The following is an 18,293-nucleotide window of genomic DNA, read 5'->3' as shown; positions in this document are numbered from 1 at the left end:
CACAGCTCGCTCAGCGTCTGGCCGTTGTGCTCGCGCAGTCGGTCGAGCAGGAGTCGTCGGGTGGGGTTGGCAAGTGCTTTGAAGACCGAGTCCATAGGGCCTGGCCGACCAGGCGCGGCGGCTCGACGACGACCCGCTGACCGTCGCGCGGCTGGCGGGGCTGCGCGGCCGGATCGCCTTCGACCGGGGAGCCGTGCACGACGCCCATCGGATCCTGCTCGACGGCGCCGCCTCCATCTCCGTCCTGGATCGCAAGGCCGCGGCGCTGATCCTGCTCGACGCCGTGCGCAACGCGTGGTACCTCAGCGATCCGGCGGCCGTCGCCGAGTCCGCGGCGCGGCTCGCCGAGCTGCCGTTGTCGCCGGAGGACGGGCTGGACGGCTTCGTCAGGGCGGCCCGCGCCATGGCCGACTTCCTGGCCGGCGACCTGGACCGGGCGCTACCGCCGTTCCGCGAGCTCATCGCCGTGGCCGTGGCGATCCCCGCCGGCATGACGGCCCTGAGGATCAGCCTCTGCTCGCTGGCCGGGATCTCGGGGGACTTCGACAACGGGGAGGCTATCGCCCAGTCGGCGATCGAGGAATGCCGGTCCGTCGGCCTGATCGGGCTGCTGCCGCTCGCTCAGGCCGTGCTGGCGATCCACCAGATGTACCTCGGGCGCTTCCGCGACGCCGTCACGACCGCGACGGAGGGCCGTCGGCTCGCCGTCGACATCGGCCACACGCACCGCGTCGCGCACTTCGAGAGCGTCATGGCCATGGCGAGCGCCGTCCAGGGCCACGAACAGGAATGCCGCGAGCTCGCCGAGCGGACGATCGCGCACGTCGCCGCCCATCCGGTGGCGACCATCGTCGGCTGGGCCGAATGGGCGCTCGGCCTGCTGGACCTCGGCCAGGGCCGCTTCGAGGCGGCGCTGGAACGCTTCGACGCCGCCGCCCGCGGGCCGCTCCGGCACCAGATCATGCCGATCTACTTCGCTCCCGACCAGATCGAGGCCGCCGTGCGACTGGGCCTGCCCGCCCGCGCGGAGCAACCGCTCGCCCGCTTCGCCGCCTGGGCCGCGGCCGCCGGCCATCCGTGGGCGGAGGCCGTGCTGCACCGCTGCCGCGCTCTCCTCGCCCACGACGACCACGAGGCGGAACAGCACTGGGAGCAGGCCGCGCGCTCGCACGCCGAGGCGAACCGGCCCTACGAGCGGGCCCGTACCGACCTGCTCCACGGCGAGTGGCTGCGCCGCAACCGCCGCAGACACGAGTCCCGGGCCCGCCTGCGCGCGGCACTGGAGACCTTCGAGCGCGTCGGCGCCCGACCCTGGGCTGAGCGGGCCCGCGCCGAGTTGCGCGCGGCGGGCGAGAACGTGGCCCAGGGCGGCCCTGACCTGGCCGCTCTGCTCTCACCCCAGGAGCAGCAGGTGGTACGCCTCGCCGCCACGGGGATCACCAACCGGGAGATCGCCGCCCAGCTCTTCCTCAGCCCGAAGACCGTCAGCCACCACCTGTACCGCGCCTTCCCCAAGCTCGGCGTCACCACCCGCACCGAACTCGCCCACCTCGACCTGAGCTGAACGACCCAAACCGGCTGCGGAACCGCGACCTGGGCTGATGCCTGGCGACGGGTCTCCCGGTCACCAGGCATCAGGCGGTCAACGCACGGCGTACGCGGTGCTGCGCGCCCCCGACAGGCGGGCGCGAGACGGCCAGCTCCGCCCACCGCCGTCAGGCCCCGAAGCAACCTCGCAGGAGAACTCCAAACCCGGACAGACGCCGTAGAGCCGTGCTGATGGACGAGCCTGTCTCCTTTGTCTCGGCCTCGCAGCGGCAGGACCATGCGGGCGCGTGACCAGCCACAGGGGGAGGCCGTCAAACGGCGCTCGGCTGGTCACGGGCTTGTGGTTAGTGATCGCGGGCCAGAGATGGCCAGGCAGCGGGGTACGGCAAGTCGGCCCAGACCACACGGCGTTCACCGCTCAGGTGTGTGCCCCAGGCGCCTGAGAGCGTCTTCACGATGTGCAGGCCCCGTCCTGATTCCGTCAGGGCCTTCAACCCCTCACCCGCAGCACCACCCGGTCGCGCCCCTCGCCGCCCCGACATGTGTGACGGCATTCGCGATCCTTATGATCCTTTAACATGTAGGAGCATAAAGTACTAGCAGGCTAGATAAATGGAGAAGCCAGTGATCGAGTTCCATCTGGACGGCAGATCGGGTGTTTCGCCGTACCTGCAGCTGGTCCAGCAGGTACGGCATGCGCTACGGCTCGGGCTGCTGCGCGAGGGCGACCAACTACCGACCGTCAAGGAAGTGGTGGCGCATCTGGCGATCAACGCCAACACCGTCCTGAAGGCCTACCGGGAACTCGAGCACGAGGGCCTGATCGCCGCCCGGCCAGGGGTGGGGACGTTCGTGACGGCGACGCTCACCGACACCTCCCTGGCCGCGCACGGCCCGCTGCGGCTGGACCTGCGGCGCTGGCTGGCCAAGGCCCGCCGGGCCGGCCTCGACGAGGAGAGCATCGAGGCCCTCTTCATGACCACCTTTCGGACCACCGCTCAGGAGGACATAGCGTGAACGCCGTCCTGCAGGCCCAAGGACTGGGCAAGAAATACGGCAAGCGCTGGGCGCTGCGCGAGTGCACCATCGACATCCCGGCGGGCCACGTCGTCGGGCTGGTGGGGCCCAACGGGGCCGGTAAGACCACGCTGCTGAAGCTGGCCGGCGGTCAGCTGGAGCCGACGGCGGGAGACATCACCGTGCTCGGCGGCCGGCCCGCGGCCACGCCCGCGCAGCTGGCCAGGGTCGGCTTCGTCGCCCAGGAGACCCCCGTCTACGCGGGACTGACCGTCGCCGATCACCTGCGGTTAGGGGCACGGCTCAACCCTCGCTGGGAGGCCACCATGGCGCGCGAGCGTATCGCGCGACTCGGTCTCGATCCCCGCCATCGGGCGAGCAAGCTGTCCGGCGGGCAGCGCGCTCAGCTCGCCCTCACCCTGGGCCTGGCCAAGCGACCTGAGCTGCTGATCCTGGACGAGCCGGTCGCCTCGCTCGACCCGCTGGCCCGCCGCGAGTTCCTGCAGAGCCTGATGGAGGCCACCGTCGAGCACGAGTTCAGCGTGCTGCTCTCCTCCCACCTGGTCTCCGACCTGGAACGGGTCTGCGACTTCCTGATCGTGCTCGTCGACTCCCGCGTCCAGGTCGCCGGGGAGGTCGACGAGTTGCTGGCCACCCATCACCGGCTCACCGGCCCGCGCCGCGACCCCGACCGGCTACCCGCCGACCAGCACGTGATCTCCGCCAGCCACACCGACCGGCAGAGCACGTTCATCATCCGTACCGACGCCCCGATCCACGACCCCGCCTGGACGGTCACCCAGCTCAGCCTGGAGGACCTCGTCCTCGCCTACATGGAGAAGCGCACCACCGAGAACCGAGTCGCCCTGGAGGTGCAGCGATGATCTGGCTGACCTGGCGCCAGCTGCGCGGCTCGGCCGCGATGTTGGCCGCCCTGCTCGTCATCCTCGCCGTCGTCCTGGCCCTGACCGGCCCGAACCTGGCCGCCGACTACTCCACCGGTATCGCCGCTTGCACTCAGGACGACACCTGCGGCCGCTTCTACGACCGGTTCTTCGGCGAGTACGACATGCCCTTCATGGCCGTCAGCCTCGTCGTGCTGCTCCTGCCCGCTGTCGTCGGGCTCTTCTGGGGAGCACCGTTGATCACCCGCGAGCTGGAGACCGGCACGCACCTGCTGGTGTGGAACCAGAGCATCACCCGCGGCCGCTGGCTGGCGGTCAAGCTCGGGCTCACCGGCCTGGTCGCCATGGCCGCCGCCGGCCTGTGCGGCCTCGCGGTGACCTGGTGGTCCGATCCCCTGGACAAGTCGGCCCCGGGCGACTTGGCCTTGATGGCTCCGCTGGTGTTCGGCGCGCGCGGCATCGCCCCGATGGGGTACGCGGCGTTCGCCTTCGTCCTGGGCGTGACCGTGGGCATGCTGGTGCGCCGCACACTGCCCGCCATGGCCCTCACGCTGGCCGTCTTCGCCGCGATCCAGCTCGCTATGCCGCTGCTGGTCCGGCCCCACCTGATGCCCCCGGTCACGGGGACCTTCGAGCTCAGCGAGACGAACGTGAACGGCATCGGCATAAACCGGGATCAAGGCGGACGTGTGGAGATTCGCCTGAATGCGGCCATTCCCGGCCAGGCGGGCGCCTGGGTCCTGTCCAGCGGTCTCGTCGATCCGTCCGGACGTCCGGCTGCCGGCCCCGAGCCCGGAGTCGGGATCGTCCAGATCTCGACGACGTCGGGACCCTGCGCACCGTCGTCATCGACGATGGGCGTGTGCCCGGCGGAGATCAACCGGCTCGGCTACCGGCAGAAGGCGACCTACCAGCCCCTCGACCGCTTCTGGCCCTTCCAGTGGATCGAGACCGGGATCTACGCCCTGCTCACCCTCGGCCTCACCTGGCTCTCCTTCTGGTGGATCCGCAGGCGCCTGTCGTGACCGCTATCAAGATCGCGACCGCCGGGCTCGCCCTCCTGCTGGCCGCGGCCTGCACCGCACCGGCACCACCGCGCAGCCAGGCGAGCACGGCAGCCAGTACGGTCTGCAGGACGCCCCAGGGACCCCCCGGGGCGGAGACGGCCACCACGATCGACGTCATCGAGCAGGCCTACTTCTGCATCCTCGGCAACTACTACAGCGGCCCCACCCTCGACGCCCGCGCGCTGCTGTCCGCCGGATTCGTCGCACTGACCCAAGAGCTCAACCGCAACGGCCGCGACCTGCCCGAGGCCACCATGCCCGCGCTGACCGGCGACCGCAAAGCCGACTGGACCGCCTTCGAGACCGCATACCGCAAGATCACCGGCCAGGTCCCCGACCTCCGTAACAAGCTGGCGATCGTCACCCTCGAGGCCATCGTGGCCGCCCTCGGCGACAACCACGCCCGCTGGACACATGACGCCAAGCGGCCGCCCGACTACTACGACGGCGACGGCTACGGCCTGGGTTTGCAAGCGAACGTCGAACGCTCTCAGGTGGAGGGCGAGCCCGGCGCCGCCCTCCCCCCGCTGTTCGTCACCACCGTGCAGGGTGGCGCGGCGCAGGCCGCCGGACTGCGCCCGGGCGACATCATCGAATCGATCAACGGCTCGACGCCCTTCTTCGACGGCAGGCCCACCTCCGCGATCGCCGCCCTCTACCCGCAATACCCCGAAGCGCGCCCGGTCCGGCTGCGGCTCCTGCGCCAGAGCACCGGCCGCCGCTGGAGCCTGACGCTCAAGCCCGGCCTCTACCAACGGGACCTGGCCGCCCTGCAAGTGGTGCAGTCCAAACTGCTGGACGGCAGCATCGCCTACGTACGTATGCGCGGCTTCGCCCCCGACTCCGCGAACAGGGTCCTCAAAGCGATCTCCAGGCTGCGCACCGGCCGCACCCTCACCGGTGTCGTGCTGGACCTACGCGGCAACGGCGGCGGCAGCCCCGTGGAGGCGACCCGGCTGCTGAGCGCGTTCGGCCACGGCAAGGTCACCGCCTACCAGTGCACCGTGGACGGCAAGTGCGAGACCTCGCGGACCGACGACACCGTCGAGCTGGTCAACCTGCCGCTGATGGTGCTCACCGACCGCGGCTGCGCCTCGGCGTGTGAGCACTTCAGCTCCGCGGTCAAGGACCATCGCCTTGGCCGGCTGGTCGGCACCAGAACCGCCGGGGTCATCTCCGGGCCGGCTCAGTCACACCTGCTCGGCAACAACACCCTGCTGGGTTTCCCCACCAGGCACCACCTGGGGCCCGATCGCGAGGTGATCGACCGGATCGGCGTGCCGCCCGACCACTACGTGCCCCTGAGCCCCGAGGACGCGGCCGCCGGGCGTGACCCCGCCCTGGCCAAGGCCCTGACCTTGCTGCACACCTGAACGGACCTCGCGATGAGACACCCTTTGGCAGTCGCCGCAGCACTGACCGTCCTGGCCGCGTCCGGCTGCACGGCACCCGCGCCACCTCGCTCCGCCGTCCCCTCGGCCACACCGACCGGCCCCGCCACCCTGCCCGCCCCCACCGGCGCCCACCCGGTCGGCACCACCGCCCTGTACCTGAAGGACACCTCCCGCCCCGATCCGTGGAACCTCGACGTCAACGCCAGGGAGCTCAAGGTCACCCTGTGGTATCCGGCCAAGCAGCGGGACGGGGAGCGTGCGCCGTACATGACGCCGAAGGAATCGGAGCTCGCCATGAGACGCTACGGGACCGCGGGCGTCCCGGACGACACGCTGCACAAGACCCGCACGAACGCCATCAAAGACGCGAAACCCGCAGGGGAAAAGCTTCCGCTGGTGGTGCTGTCCCCCGGCTTCACCAATCCGATGAGCACGCTCACGTCGCTGGCCGAGGACCTGGCCAGCCGAGGGTACGTCGTGGCCGGCATCGACCACACCTACGAGAGCTACGCCACGACCCTGGCCGACGGGCGGGTCGCCGAATGCCTCGCCTGCGACAGCGACACCGACCCGGGCTTCGGCACGGGAGTGGTCCAGGGCCGGGCGGCCGACGTCTCCTTCGTACTCGACCAGCTGTCCTCGAAATGGAACGGTTCCGACCGGATCGACCGCTCCAGAATCGCCATGGTCGGCCAGTCGATCGGCGGAGCCAGCGCCATGGCGACCATGGTGAAGGATCCCCGCGTGCGGGCCGGAATCGACATGGACGGCACCACCTACGCCCGAATCCCCACGAACGGGTTCACCCGGCCGTTCATGTTCCTGGGCTCGGCGCAGCACGTCCCCGGCGGCCGCGACACCTCCTGGGACCGCGACTGGAAGCTGCTGACCGGGTGGAAGCGCTGGCTCGTGGTGACCGGCGCGGAACACTCGACCTTCACCGACGCATCGCTGCTGGCGGGCGCCCTCGGCATCAAGCCCGCCTACGGCGTTCCGCCCGCGGCGCGCGCCGCCGAGCTCACCCGCACGTACGTGGCCGCCTTCCTCGACCAGCACCTGAAGTCCAAGCGGCAGCCCCTCCTGGACAAGCCGTCATCGCGCTACCCCGAGGTCAAATTCTGCCCAGCGACCTGCGGTCAATCCTGAGGCCGGGCACGTTCGCCGAAGCCATCGGGGCGCAGCAGCGGCACGTCGGTGGCGTAGCGGCCGAACCGGCTGCGGGCGGTCATGCTCCGGGACGGGTTTCAGCGGTCGCGGGCGTCGTACGCCTCGCGGGCGCTGTCGATCCGGTCGATGTTCTGCTCGGCCCACTGCTTCATGACCGCCATGACGGGCAGGAGGCTCCGGCCCAGGTCGGTGAGCGCGTAGTCGACGCGGACCGGCACCGCCGGAGTGACCGTACGCGAGATCAGGCCGTCGCGTTCGAGGTTGCGCAGTGTCTCCGTGAGCATCTTCTGGCTGGCGCCGGCGATCGCGCGAGCCAGGTCGCCGTAGCGGCGCGGGCCGTCGGCCAGCTCGTTGAGCAGGACGGCCACCCACTTGTCACCGAGGCGCTCGATCAACCGGTTGGCCGGGCAAGCGGTGAAGCGCGCCTGGTAGGAGAGCCGGCCCTCGGTGCGCCGCTGGGCGGCGGTACGGGTCGTCATGGCACCCCTTCACGTGCGCTGGCCACTTTGAAGTGCGTACTGCCGTTCGACCGTAGCACCGCCTAACTTCGCTCGTGAGCAGGGCCCAACCTGCCTGATCAAGGAGCGAAGACAGACCATGACGACGATCGCCATCCTCGGCTCGGGTGCTGTGGCCCGAGCCCTCACCGGCAGGCTGCGCGAGGCGGGGCACGAGCTCATCGTGGGCTCTCGTGCCCCGCGCGAGGACGCTTCCGTTCCCGTCGTCGGCCTGCGTGAGGCGGCGGGTTCGGCGGAGGTGGTGATCAACGCCATGCCCGGCCCCGTGTCGGTGGAGGTGCTCACCGGCCTCGCGGCCGAACTGGCGGGCAAGGTGCTGGTCGACGTGGCCAACGCCACCGAATCCGACTCACGTGGCTTCGCGGCGGGGCTGCTGTATCCGGGTGGCAGCCTCGCTGAGGAGATTCAGCGGGCCTTGCCGGAGGTACGGGTGGTGAAGACGCTCAACACCCTGCACGAGTCGATCATGGCTCAACCGGATCGGCCGGCCCATCCGCCCACCGCGTTTCTGTCCGGGAACGACGCCGATGCCAAGAAGGCAGTCGGTGGGCTGCTGGCCGACCTGGGGTGGGCGGCTGAGTGGATCATCGATCTCGGTGGGGTGGAGACGGCGCGGGTGCCGGAGGCGTTCATGCTGATGGTCGGCGACCTCGTCCGCGCGCTCGGGCCGGTGCCCTTCGGCATGGCCATCGCCCGCTGACGCCCGTTGACGCCTGTTGACGCAGACGCACGCCTGTTGACGCCTGCTACGCCGATCGAGGGGTGAGCCAGGTGGTCACCGCCTCGGGCAGGCCGTCCGTGCCCGCCCAGGCCACGTAGCCGTCGGGGCGGATCAGCAGGGCGTCGGCGGGCGGGTCCGCGCAGTGCGCGGTGACGACGTGGAGGCGGTCGTCGCTGACCAGGTCGCCCAGCTCCGAAGGGCCCAGGTTGAGCAGTACCCAGCCGGCCGGGCGCATGAGCTCCGCCACGCGGGTCGGCCCTTCCGTGGTGGCCAGTGCCAGGTCGGGGGCGAATCGGCCGGTCAGGGGGTGGGGGGCGGTGCCGTACCGGATGTCGGAGCCCTGGAGCAGTTCGCCGAGGCGGCGCAAGGGCTGGTCGAAGGTGAACAGCTCCGCGAGGAGGTCGCGCAGGGCCGTGCCGTCCTCGCCGGTGAGGCGTTCCAGGGTCGCCTGGGCGCGGGTGTGGCGCAGGGTGTGGACGGCCACCGGGCGGCGTTCCGACTCGTACGTGTCGAGCAGGCCGGGCGGGGCGTGGCCGCGCAGGTGGGCGGCCAGCTTCCAGGCGAGGTTGGCGGTGTCCATCAGGCCGACGTTCAGCGCCGAGCCGCCCGCGGGGAACAGGTGGGCGGCGTCACCCGCCAGGAACACTCGGCCCTCCCGGTAACGGTCGGCGACGCGGGCCTGCGCGACGGTGCTCGACAGCCAGATGGGCTCGCCGAGCGGCAGGTCGACGCCGCTGACCCGGCGCACCGCGGCCTCGAACTCCGCCGGCGTGACGGCCGTCGCGGGCGCCGCCCCCTTCTCGCGTACGCCGACGATGTGGACGCCGGGCTGGAGCGAGGTGAGCAGCAGGCGGCCGTTCGGAGTATGGTTCCAGCCCTGCCGCAGGCCATTGACCTGCGCTATGTCGAAGATGCCCCCCGCCTGCGGCGCCGCGAAGTGACCGAACAGCAGCACCTCGTCGTCCGTCGTGCCGGGGAAGCCGATGCCCGCCTGTTCGCGTACCAGGCTGTGGCCGCCGTCGCAGCCGACGACGTAGCGGGCCCGGAGCCGGAAATCGTCACCCTCCAGCGTCACACCTTCGTCGTCCTGGGTGAGCGTCCTCAGCCGGTGGTCCCAGCTGATCTCGGCGCCGAGCTCGGCCGCGCGCTCGCGCAGCAGCCGCTCCAGGCGGGGCTGCTGGATCATCAGCAGCTGTAACGGGGAGTCGCCGCCCAGCTCGGCGAATCTCAGGGGCACCGAGCCGAACGGAAAACCGGGCGCGGGCCCGGCGAACGGGCTGCCCGCGCTGAACCGTTCGAGCAGGCCCCGATGGTCGAGCAGCTGGATGATCTGCCCGCCCAGGCCGTTGGCCTTGGGGAGGTCGCCGGGCTCGGCTCTCTTCTCCAGCACGGTTGTACGGACGCCGGCCAGGCGCAGCTCGCACGCCAGCATGAGCCCGGCGGGGCCCGCTCCGATGATCACTACTTCTTCCATGCCTGTCAGGCTAGATTGACAAGCTTCGCTCTGTCAATCTAGCCTGACGACGTGGACATGGGAGAACTCTCCGAACGCATCAAGTCGAACGACCCCGCCATGGGACTGCGCGCGGTCGGCGCCCTGCACCGGCTGGCCGAGCAGGTCGAGGCCGTATCCGTGGCCGTGGCCAGGGAGCAGGGGTGGACGTGGGAGCAGATCGGCGACGCGCTCGGCATGTCGCGACAGTCGGTACACGCGAAGTACGGAAAGTAATGCGACGTACGGGAAGTGAGGGGTGGCATGTTCGGCATGGAGAAGAGCCCGTTCGCGGTGGTCGTGACCGCGGCGCTGGAGGAGGCCAGGCAGCGCGGCGACCGGCGGCTGGGGACCGAGCATCTGCTGCTCGGACTGCTGCGCCAGCCGGATCTGGCCCCCGCCCGAGCGCTCGGTGTGGATCTGGAACGGGCGCGGGCAGCACTCGAAGAGCGCGACCGGGCGTCGCTGCGTGCGCTCGGGATCGACGTCGGCGAGGTGCCACGGGCCCGGCCGCGCAAGCATCCGGCCGTGCCGGGCACCGCGTTGACGTCCAGCGCGCGGGCGGCGATCAACCAGACGATCAAGACGACCACCCGCAAGGTCAGGAACACCGCCGCACCGGCCCAGCTGCTGCTGGCCCTGCTCGCACAGGGACGGCCCGATCCGGTGGCCGAGCTGATCGACCAGCTCGGCATCGACCGCGCCGAGGTCCGCGCCCGCCTGGCCGCCTAACTAACAACCGACCGACCGGTAACCGGCCGAACGGCAAACGGACCGACCGACCGGTAACCGACCGACTGGTGACCGGCTGACCGGCTGAAATCTGGTTGATCGCGTCTCAGCCCCCTGGCAGGCTCGAACGACGCCCTGGCCGCCAAGCGGCTGCGCGCCCGTGGCGCCGCGGTGGTGGCCGACGACGAGCCGAGCAGGCCGGGCTCACGGTGGTCGATCTGCGGGTCGAGTCGTTGCGGATGGAGTTCCGGGACATCGGCGCGGTGATCTACTTTCTGCGCAAGGTGATCTGGACCGTGCCGGACTTCTCGGTCGACCGCTACCGGAAAGAGCTGCGCGAGCTGCACGATCGCATCCAGGAAGACGGGCCGTTCATCGCCCATTCCACCCGTTTTCTGATCGAGGCCAGAGCCTGACGCGTCGCCTGGCCGCAGCGGCTGGGCATCGACGAGGCCAGCCGACTACGCCTGCGGGCGTACGACGAAAGAGGCCGGACACTCCCCTGGGTGGAGCGCACGACGCGCCCACGGTCCGATGCGCCGGGCGCGCCCGGTGGCGACCCTGGATGTATGAACACCATGATGCATTGGGGCTGGGGCGCTGGATTCTGGCCGATCATCCCGGTTCTCTGGGGCCTGTTCTGGGTGGCCGTCGTCGCCCTGGCCGCTCGGACCTGGCAGAAGGGTCGCTGGCAGCGTACCGAGGCCGGAGCGACCGCGTCGGCGGAGCGGATCCTCGCCGAGCGGTACGCGCGCGGCGAGATGACCGACGACGAGTACTTCGAGCGGATGTCAGTGCTCAAGAGCTGACCCCCAAGAACTCAAGAGCCGACCCCATCGGCGCTCGAGAGCCACGGCGCACGCCAAACCACCACACGAGTAAAAGAACTGTTACTGGCCGCATCCGGTTCGCGACGTTAAGTTGCCTCTAGGGACTGTCGAGAAGTGGGGGCCCTTATGCAGTCAATCGCCCGATTCTGCGGCCAATGCAACTGTGGCTGCCCCGAGCTGTTCGTCGACCGTTCGGCGCCGGAAGAGCGTCAGGTGCTGATCACCGACGACTTCGGGCAGCGGGTGGAGATGAGCCTCGACCAGTTCGGCTCGATCGTCGAGGCGGCCAAGAGCGGAGCGCTGGACGACCTGGCGCTCCGCGGCTGAGCGTGCAGGCCGTCGCCCTGCTGGCCAGCGGGTTCGCCGCCGGGCTGGTGGCGGGGACAGCATCGTGCACCGCGGTGCAGGGCGGGCTGCTCGTGGGCCTCACCTCGGGCGGCTGCGATGGCGACGAACGGGGGCCGTCGCGCGATCCCGTGCTCGTGGGATGGTTCCTGGCGGGCCGGCTGGCCTCCTACGCGAGCGCCGGGGCGCTGCTCGGTCTGGCGGGTTCGGCTGTCAGCCTGCCTCCGCAGGCGCGGGCGTTGCTGCTCGTGGCGGCGGGCGTCGCGGTCATCACGTACGCGATCAGGCTGCTCCGCCGGCGGCAACCCGGCTGCGAGGCCCCCAAGCGGGCGCCCCGGAGCGCGCCGCTGCTGGGCGCGGCCACCATCCTCATCCCCTGCGGGGTGACCCTCGGCATGGAGATGGTCGCGGTCTCCAGTGGCTCGGCGCTGGGCGGCGCGGCGGTGATGACCGGGTTCGTGCTCGGCACCGCACCCGCCTTCGCGCTGCTCGGCTGGATCCTGCGGCGCGTCTCCCGGACCAGGCTCGCCCGGCTGGCCGGGGTGGCGGCGCTCGCGGCCGGCCTGTGGACGGTCGGCTCGGGAATCAGCCTGGGCGGCTGGCTCACGGCTCCAGCAGGTTCGGCGGGCCTGGCAGGTTCGGCGGGTCTGACCGGCTTGGCGGGTTCGAGAGGTTCGGCGGGCGACGCGTCGGGCGGGGCCAGCGCCGGACAGGGTGCCCGTACGGTCACCGTCTGGGCGACCCGCGACGGCTACCGGCCGGAGATCGTGACCGCCCGCGCCGGAGTCCCCGTCGAGATCGTCTTCAAGCTGGCAGACCAGGGCTGCACGAGCACGGTCACGATCGCCGGGCGGGACGTCGCCCTTCCCGCGACGGTTCACCTGCCGCCGCAGCGTCCCGGGTCGCTTCGCTACGTATGCGGGATGGGAATGTACAGCGGCTACATCAACTTCTCCTAGTCCCTCGGCGATTACTGTTCGCATTCGCGCGATTACCTGGCACCCTGTGGCCATGGCGTGGTGGCAAGGGGAGGTGGCGGCACCGGCGATTCCGGCGCCACGGGTGGGAGACGAGCCGGAGCTGCTGATGGCCGCTCGGGCCGGCGACCCGCAGGCGGCGCACCGGCTCGGTCGGCTCTGCGCCCAGCGGGGCGACCGCTCGGCGGCCAAGGAGTGGTGGGAACGGGCGGCGGCCGGCGGCAACATCGACAGTGCCTACAACCTGGGCGTCTGGCACGAGAAGCACGGCAGCCTGGAGGAGTCCGTCTCCTGGTACAAACTGGCCGCCGCCACCGGCGACGTCGAGGCCGCGGTCAACCTGGCCACGCTGCTGCTGGAGCAGCGCGGAGACGTCCCGGCCGCCCGGCGCTGGTTCGAGATCGCGGCGCGCGAGGGCTCCCGGACGGCCGCCCGGCGACTGGCGCTGATCTGCGAGGACGCGGGCGAGGTCGCGGCCGCGCGCGAGTGGCACCGCCGAGCGGCGGCCGACGGCGACGCGGCCTCCGCGCACGACCTGGGCTTCCTGGCGTACGCGGCGGGCGAGGACGAGGAGACCCTGCACTGGTGGGAGTGCGCCGCGCGCAGCGGCCACGCCGAGTCGGCCTACTGCCTCGGCCTGCTCCTACAGGCCAGCCGTGACCCCGAGGGCGCCGGCGCCTACTTCCGGCTGGCCGCCAAGAGCGACCATCCGGGCGCCGCTTCGCAGCTCGGCGGCAGCGCGCTGGCCCACGGAGATCTGCGTACGGCCCGCGCCTGGTACGAGCGGGCGGCCGGCGCGGGCCGGCTGGCGGACCAGCGGATGGCCGGGTTCGTCTGCGTCGAGCTGGGCGACTCCGCCGGGGCCAGCCACTGGTTCGGCCGGGCGGCGGCCAGCGGCGACGCCGAGTCCGCCTTCCACTTCGGGCTGCTGCTCATCGCCGAGTTCAGCGACCTGGCGGGCGGCCGGCACTGGTTCCGGCAGGCCGCGCTGGCCGGACATCATCAGGCGGCCATCGAGCTGGCCGGGCTGCTGTCGGCGGCCGGGGAGACGGACGAGGCCGCGCGCTGGCTGACCGACCCCCCGCCCCCGTCGTGGGACCGGCCGGCCGAGCCCGAACTGGCCGCGCGGGCCGAGCTGGCGGCCTCCGCCACGGGCCGCCGGGGTGGTGTCTCGCTGGCCGTACGCGAGCTGGCCGAGATCCTCGGCACCTGGGACCTGGCGACCAGACCGCTGCACGACCACGCGGACGTGCTGGGCTGGCTGGCCCGGCGCAGCGGCCTGCACTCCAGTGCGATCGAGCACCTGGCGTCGGTGCGCGGCACGCTGCTGCGTCCGGGCAGCGCGCCCTGGCCCAGCCCCGGCGAGATCGACCACGTCCTCGCCACGGCCCGAGATCTGCGACAGCGGCTCGGCGTCAGATAGCCAAGCCGCTGTTCTCCAGTGATGAGGTCAGGCGGCGAGGACCTCGGTCACCGGCGTGACCGGGAGTTCGAGCGCCTGCGCGACCGGGCCGTTGGTGAGCAGCCCGTCGTAGGTGTTGAGCCCGCCCGCCAGGCCCGCGTCCGCCTTGAGCGCGTCCCGCCAGCCCAGGTCGGCGAGCTTGACGGCGTACGGGAGCGTCGCGTTGGTCAGGGCGTAGGTGGAGGTGTTGGCCACCGAGCCCGGCATGTTCGCCACGCAGTAGAAGATCGACCCGTGCACGGTGTAGGTCGGCTCGGCGTGCGTGGTCGGGCGAGAGTCCTCGAAGCAGCCGCCCTGGTCGATGGCGATGTCGACGAGCACCGAGCCCTTCTTCATGCGCGAGACCAGGTCGTTCGAGACCAGCGTCGGGGCCTTGGCGCCAGGGATCAGGACCGCGCCGATGACCAGGTCGGCGTTCAGCACCTCCCGCTCGATCGCGTACGACGTGGAGACCAGCGTCTTGAGCCGGCCCTGGTAGATGGCGTCGATGAAGCGCAGGCGGTCGACGTTCGTGTCGAGCACGGTGACCTCGGCGCCCATGCCGACGGCGATCTGGGCCGCGTTCAGCCCGGAGACGCCGCCGCCGATCACGACCACCTTGGCCGGGGCCACCCCGGGCACCCCGCCCGGCAGCACGCCGCGTCCGCCGTTGAAGCGCATCAGGTTGTACGCCCCCACCTGCGGAGCCAGGCGGCCCGCGACCTCCGACATCGGGGCGAGCAGCGGCAGGGTGTTGCCGACCTGCACGGTCTCGTACGCGATGCCGGTCGTCTTCGCGCCGAGCAGCGCGTCGGTGCACGGCCTGGAGGCGGCCAGGTGCAGGTAGGTGAACAGCACCAGGCCCTCGCGCAGCCGGTGGTACTCCTCGGCGATCGGCTCCTTGACCTTGAGCACCATCTCCGCCTCGCCCCACACGGCGTCGGCGCTTTCGACGATCTTCGCGCCCGCCGCCAGGTATTCCTCGTCCGGAATGTGCGAGCCCAGGCCCGCGCCTCGCTGGACGGTGACGTCGTGGCCGTGACGGACCAGCTCGTGCACGCCTGCCGGGGTTGCGGCGACTCGGTATTCGTGGTTCTTGACCTCGGCAGGCACGCCGATCTTCATGGCGGATCCTTTCTTTCCTTGAACAGCGTGGTCCTTGAACAGTGTTAGAGGCGAGCCCACGCTTCCGTGAGCACGTTGCGGAGGATCGACCCGATCTCGTCGAACTCCTTCGGCCCCGCGATCAGCGGCGGCGCGAGCTGGATGACGGGGTCGCCACGGTCGTCGGCGCGGCAGTAGAGCCCGGCCTCGAACAGCGCCTTCGACAGGAAACCGCGCAGCAGCCGCTCCGACTCCTCGTCGGTGAACGTCTGCTTGGTGGTCTTGTCCTTGACCAGCTCGATGCCCCAGAAGTAGCCGGAGCCCCGGACGTCGCCGACGATCGGCAGGTCCTTGAGCCCGTCGAGGGTGGCCTGGAAGAGCGGCTCGTTCTTGGTGACGTGGCCGAGCAGGTCCTCGCGCTCGAAGATGTCGAGGTTGGCCAGCGCCACGGCCGCGGAGACCGGGTGCCCGCCGAAGGTGTAGCCGTGGGCGAACATCTGGTCGCCGCCCTTGAACGGCTCGAACAGCCGGTCATGCACGATCATGGCCCCGATGGGCGAGTAGCCGCTGGTCAGGCCCTTGGCGCAGGTGATGATGTCGGGCACGTAGTCGAACTTCTGGCCGCCGAACATCGTGCCGAGCCGGCCGAAGGCGCAGATGACCTCGTCGGAGACGAGCAGCACGTCGTACTCGTCGCAGATCTCGCGCAGCCGCTGCCAGTAGCCGGCCGGCGGCGGGAAGCAGCCGCCGGCGTTCTGCACCGGCTCGGCGAAGACGGCGGCCACCGTGTCGGGGCCCTCCATCTCGATCGCGCGGGCGACGCGGTCGGCGGCCCAGATGCCGTACTCCTCCGGGCTCATCCCCTTGACGCCGCTGATCTCGTCGGCGCGGTAGTAGTTCGTGTTCGGCACCCGCACCGAGCCGGGCACGAGCGGCTCGAACATCTGCTTGAACGCCGGGATGCCGGTGATCGACAGGGCGCCCTGCGGGGTGCCGTGGTAGGCGATCTGGCGGCTGATGACCTTGTGCTTGAGCGGCTTGCCGATCAGCTTGTAGTACTGCTTGGCCAGCTTCCAGGCCGACTCGACCGCCTCGCCGCCGCCGGTGGTGAAGAAGACCCTGTTGAGGTCGCCGGGGGCCAGGCTCGCGAGCCGCTGCGCCAGCTCGGCCGCCTTCGGGTGCGCGTAAGACCACAGCGGGAAGAAGGCGAGTTCCTGTGCCTGCTTGGCGGCCGCCTCGGCCAGCTCGCTCCGGCCGTGACCGGCTTGGACCACGAAGAGTCCCGCCAGGCCGTCCAGGTAGCGCTTGCCGTGGATGTCGTAGATGTAGGAGCCCTCACCGCGAACGATGGTCGGGATCTCCGCCTGCTGGTAGGCGCTGTGCCTCGTGAAGTGCAACCACAGGTGATCCTGCGCGGCCTTGAGAATCTCGTTTTCCGGCTGCGTCATGATTATCTTCCCTCGTGTCTGATCTCCCCACAGTCTGCATGTTCACCTCGGGTTTGCCAAGCGAAAGCGTCGCAGCAGTGTGCAAGAAAACCGAGATCCGCAGGAACGGTATGTAACAGCTGCGAAATCCGCAGGTAGATTAGCGCGCGGGTCATGCCCGTTTCACGCGTTGTGAAGCCTTTGTGATCCAATGAGACGTTAACTATCGAAGAACGACCCGGGGGACCGTCCGTGACTCCTGACCAGATCGAGAGCGCCGTCGCGGCCGCGATGCCGCAGTCCGTCGAGGACCTCAAGCGGCTCGCCGCCATCCCGTCGGTGGCCTTCCCCGGGCATCCCGAGGAGCCCGTGCTCGCCGCCGCCGCCATGACCGAGGAGCTCCTGCGCAGCACGGGGCTGACGCACGTGCAGCGGGTCGCGGTCGAGGGCAGCTTCCCCGCGGTGTACGGCGAGGTGGCCGCGCCGCCCGGCGCGCCCACGGTGCTGCTCTACGCGCACTATGACGTGCAGCCCGCCGGTGACCCGGCCGCCTGGCGCACTCCGCCGTTCGAGCCGACCCTGATCGACGGCCAGCTGTACGGCAGGGGCACGGCGGACGACAAGTCGGGCATCATCTCGCACGTCACCGCCCTGCGCGCGTTCCAGGGGCAGTTCCCCGTCGGGGTGAAGGTCCTCATCGAGGGCCAGGAGGAGTACGCCGGGGAGCGCCTGGAGGCGTTCGTCGAGCGCAACCCCGACCTGCTGCGGGCCGACGCCATCGTGGTGGCCGACTGCGGCAACCCGCGCGTCGGTGACCCCGCGGTCACCACCTCGCTGCGCGGCATGGCCGCGTTCACCATCGAGGTCCGCACCCTGCGCGAGCCGGTGCACAGCGGCCAGTTCGGCGGCGCCGCCCCCGACGCGCTCTCGGCGCTCATGCGCATGCTGACCTCGCTGCACGACGACAACGGCGACATCCGGGTGCCGGGCCTGCCCCGCGGCTCCTTCCTCGGCCAGGGACCCTCGGAGGAGGAGTTCCGCAAGACCGCCGGTGTGCTGGACGGCGTGTCGCTGGTCGGCTCCGGCTCCTTGGCGGACCGCCTGTGGGCGTCGTACGCCATCACCGTGACGGGCATCGACGCGCCCACGGTGTCGGGCGCCATCAACGCGGTCCAGCCCGCGGCCCGCGCCCGCGTCACGGTCCGCATCCCCCCTTCCGGCGACCCCAAGACGACCGTGAACGCGGTGGTCGAGTTCCTGCGGCAGGTCACGCCGTGGGGCGCGCAGGTCGCGTTCGGCGACTACACCGTGGGGTCGGGCTTCCAGGCGGACTCGGGCGGCAAGGCCCGCACGGCGCTCAACCGGGCGATGGAGCGCGCCTTCGGGCGGCCGCCGCGCGATGTGGGGGCTGGCGGGTCGATTCCGCTGGTGAACACGCTGCTGAAGCAGTTCCCGGCGGCGGAGATCCTGCTGTTCGGGGCCGAGGACGAGGAGGCGGCCATCCACGCGCCCAACGAGCGGGTGGACCTGGAGGAGCTGCGCCGCACCGCCACCGCCGAGGCGCTGTTCCTGCGCGAGCTCAGCCTGCCCTCCGCGCTCGGCGTCTGA

18 protein-coding genes and 1 pseudogene are annotated in these 18,293 nt (G+C 70.9%); 15 read left to right on the top strand and 4 right to left on the bottom strand.

The window, feature by feature from the left end; genetic code table 11:
• Positions 1-193: 193 nt before the first annotated feature.
• From AB0B61_RS45995 to AB0B61_RS45970, 6 genes are all read left to right on the top strand, one after another.
• Complete coding sequence (locus AB0B61_RS45995) at positions 194-1,564, top strand: LuxR C-terminal-related transcriptional regulator (protein WP_358446731.1); 1,371 nt, start codon at positions 194-196, stop codon at positions 1,562-1,564.
• Between the two features lie 596 nt (positions 1,565-2,160).
• A complete protein-coding gene (locus tag AB0B61_RS45990; protein WP_358446728.1) occupies positions 2,161-2,565 on the top strand; it encodes a GntR family transcriptional regulator in 405 nt (134 codons plus the stop codon).
• A complete protein-coding gene (locus tag AB0B61_RS45985; protein ID WP_358446725.1) occupies positions 2,562-3,449 on the top strand; it encodes an ABC transporter ATP-binding protein in 888 nt (295 codons plus the stop codon). Before AB0B61_RS45990 ends, AB0B61_RS45985 begins: the two co-directional genes overlap by 4 nt.
• On the top strand, positions 3,446-4,495 hold the full coding sequence (locus AB0B61_RS45980) for an ABC transporter permease (RefSeq protein ID WP_358446723.1): 1,050 nt from the start codon (positions 3,446-3,448) through the stop codon (positions 4,493-4,495). The genes AB0B61_RS45985 and AB0B61_RS45980 overlap by 4 nt, the downstream gene beginning before the upstream one ends.
• Positions 4,492-5,910 (top strand): S41 family peptidase, encoded by a 1,419-nt coding sequence (locus tag AB0B61_RS45975; RefSeq protein ID WP_358446720.1) that lies wholly within the window; start codon positions 4,492-4,494, stop codon positions 5,908-5,910. The genes AB0B61_RS45980 and AB0B61_RS45975 overlap by 4 nt, the downstream gene beginning before the upstream one ends.
• Before the next feature lie 12 nt (positions 5,911-5,922).
• Entirely contained in the window at positions 5,923-7,077 is a 1,155-nt protein-coding gene (locus tag AB0B61_RS45970) for an alpha/beta hydrolase (RefSeq protein ID WP_358446718.1), read from the top strand.
• Positions 7,078-7,175: 98 nt separating this feature from the next.
• Here the strand turns inward: AB0B61_RS45970 and AB0B61_RS45965 are convergent, their stop codons facing one another.
• Complete coding sequence (locus AB0B61_RS45965) at positions 7,176-7,577, bottom strand: helix-turn-helix domain-containing protein (RefSeq protein WP_358446715.1); 402 nt, start codon at positions 7,575-7,577, stop codon at positions 7,176-7,178.
• A 118-nt stretch (positions 7,578-7,695) separates the two neighbouring features.
• On the opposite strand from AB0B61_RS45965, the gene AB0B61_RS45960 reads away from it, so the two are divergent.
• Positions 7,696-8,316, top strand: coding sequence for an NAD(P)-binding domain-containing protein (locus AB0B61_RS45960; protein ID WP_358446713.1), 621 nt, complete (start codon positions 7,696-7,698; stop codon positions 8,314-8,316).
• 46 nt (positions 8,317-8,362) lie between these two features.
• Here the strand turns inward: AB0B61_RS45960 and AB0B61_RS45955 are convergent, their stop codons facing one another.
• Positions 8,363-9,811, bottom strand: coding sequence for an FAD-dependent monooxygenase (locus tag AB0B61_RS45955; protein ID WP_358446710.1), 1,449 nt, complete (start codon positions 9,809-9,811; stop codon positions 8,363-8,365).
• A gap of 57 nt (positions 9,812-9,868) precedes the next feature.
• Between AB0B61_RS45955 and AB0B61_RS45950 the strand changes: the two genes are divergently transcribed.
• The 7 genes and pseudogenes from AB0B61_RS45950 to AB0B61_RS45920 all read left to right on the top strand — a co-directional run bounded on the left by AB0B61_RS45950 (position 9,869) and on the right by AB0B61_RS45920 (position 14,136).
• Positions 9,869-10,066 carry a hypothetical protein gene (locus AB0B61_RS45950; protein ID WP_358180081.1) on the top strand — a complete coding sequence of 66 codons (198 nt, stop codon included), beginning with the start codon at positions 9,869-9,871 and terminating at the stop codon, positions 10,064-10,066.
• A 36-nt stretch (positions 10,067-10,102) separates the two neighbouring features.
• Entirely contained in the window at positions 10,103-10,561 is a 459-nt protein-coding gene (locus tag AB0B61_RS45945; RefSeq protein WP_358446708.1) for a Clp protease N-terminal domain-containing protein, read from the top strand.
• A gap of 188 nt (positions 10,562-10,749) precedes the next feature.
• Positions 10,750-10,977, top strand: a pseudogene (locus tag AB0B61_RS45940) (SAM-dependent methyltransferase); the annotation flags it as partial.
• A 153-nt stretch (positions 10,978-11,130) separates the two neighbouring features.
• Positions 11,131-11,370, top strand: a complete 240-nt coding sequence (locus AB0B61_RS45935; RefSeq protein ID WP_358446705.1) for an SHOCT domain-containing protein — start codon at positions 11,131-11,133, stop codon at positions 11,368-11,370.
• A 147-nt stretch (positions 11,371-11,517) separates the two neighbouring features.
• Positions 11,518-11,718, top strand: coding sequence for a hypothetical protein (locus tag AB0B61_RS45930; protein WP_358180002.1), 201 nt, complete (start codon positions 11,518-11,520; stop codon positions 11,716-11,718).
• A gap of 2 nt (positions 11,719-11,720) precedes the next feature.
• Entirely contained in the window at positions 11,721-12,695 is a 975-nt protein-coding gene (locus tag AB0B61_RS45925; protein WP_358446702.1) for a sulfite exporter TauE/SafE family protein, read from the top strand.
• Between the two features lie 52 nt (positions 12,696-12,747).
• Positions 12,748-14,136 carry a tetratricopeptide repeat protein gene (locus AB0B61_RS45920; protein WP_358446699.1) on the top strand — a complete coding sequence of 463 codons (1,389 nt, stop codon included), beginning with the start codon at positions 12,748-12,750 and terminating at the stop codon, positions 14,134-14,136.
• Between the two features lie 27 nt (positions 14,137-14,163).
• On the opposite strand, the gene ald is transcribed toward AB0B61_RS45920, so the two are convergent.
• Both ald and AB0B61_RS45910 read right to left on the bottom strand, forming a co-directional pair.
• Positions 14,164-15,279, bottom strand: a complete 1,116-nt coding sequence (gene ald, locus AB0B61_RS45915) for an alanine dehydrogenase (protein WP_358446696.1) — start codon at positions 15,277-15,279, stop codon at positions 14,164-14,166.
• A gap of 44 nt (positions 15,280-15,323) precedes the next feature.
• Positions 15,324-16,706, bottom strand: coding sequence for an aspartate aminotransferase family protein (locus AB0B61_RS45910; RefSeq protein ID WP_358446694.1), 1,383 nt, complete (start codon positions 16,704-16,706; stop codon positions 15,324-15,326).
• Positions 16,707-16,937: 231 nt separating this feature from the next.
• Here AB0B61_RS45910 and AB0B61_RS45905 point away from each other — a divergent pair, with 231 nt between their 5' ends.
• Positions 16,938-18,293 carry a dipeptidase gene (locus tag AB0B61_RS45905; protein WP_358446692.1) on the top strand — a complete coding sequence of 452 codons (1,356 nt, stop codon included), beginning with the start codon at positions 16,938-16,940 and terminating at the stop codon, positions 18,291-18,293.

It is taken from the genome of Nonomuraea sp. NPDC049158, assembly GCF_040648335.1.
In the GTDB taxonomy this organism is placed as follows: domain Bacteria; phylum Actinomycetota; class Actinomycetes; order Streptosporangiales; family Streptosporangiaceae; genus Nonomuraea.
Note: the sequence above shows the minus strand (reverse complement) of the source record. Positions and strands in the feature narration are given on the sequence as shown.